Source organism: Halomonas sp. 111, assembly GCF_052379685.1.
Classification (GTDB): Bacteria; Pseudomonadota; Gammaproteobacteria; order Pseudomonadales; family Halomonadaceae; genus Vreelandella; species Vreelandella citrativorans.
The window spans coordinates 1-548 of the sequence record NZ_JBQSYV010000060.1; the positions used below are offsets into that span (position 1 = coordinate 1).

General features: G+C 60.4%; 1 protein-coding gene. It reads left to right on the forward strand.

Features of this window, described 5'->3' with window-relative positions:
- Positions 1-548 (forward strand): FAD-binding oxidoreductase (locus ACT3T7_RS18420; RefSeq protein ID WP_444631929.1); only part of this gene is annotated, 548 nt, incomplete at both ends.

The window sequence follows — 548 nt, forward strand, 5'->3', positions numbered from 1 at the left end:
CACGTGCTGGAACTCGACACGGTACTGCTGGGTGGCCAGCATCTGCATAGCCGGGCACTCAGTGCCGATGAGGAACAGCAGGCCTGCCAGCAGGACGGTATTGTCGGACAGGTGCACCGCACAGCGGCCAGCATTCTTGATCAGCAGCGCGAACTGATTAAGGCGACCTTTCCGCCGCTTAACCGCTGCCTGACCGGTTACGACCTGGCTCACCTGCGCAACGACCAGCATGCGCTTGATCTCAACAGCCTGCTGTGTGGCTCGGAAGGCTCTCTGGGGTTTCTGAACGAAGCCGTGTTGAGCGTACTGCCCATCCCCCAACACGCCACCCTGGTTAATGTGCGCTATACCCGCTTTATGGATGCGCTGCGCGATGCCAAAACGCTGATGGCCAGCGCCAGGCCTGTGTCGATCGAAACCATCGACGATACGGTGCTCACGCTCGCCATGGCCGATTTTGTCTGGGACAGCGTGGCCGAGTTCTTCCCCGAGAGCGACACACCGATTCGGGGTATCAACCTGGTCGAGTTTAGCGACGACGACCCTGC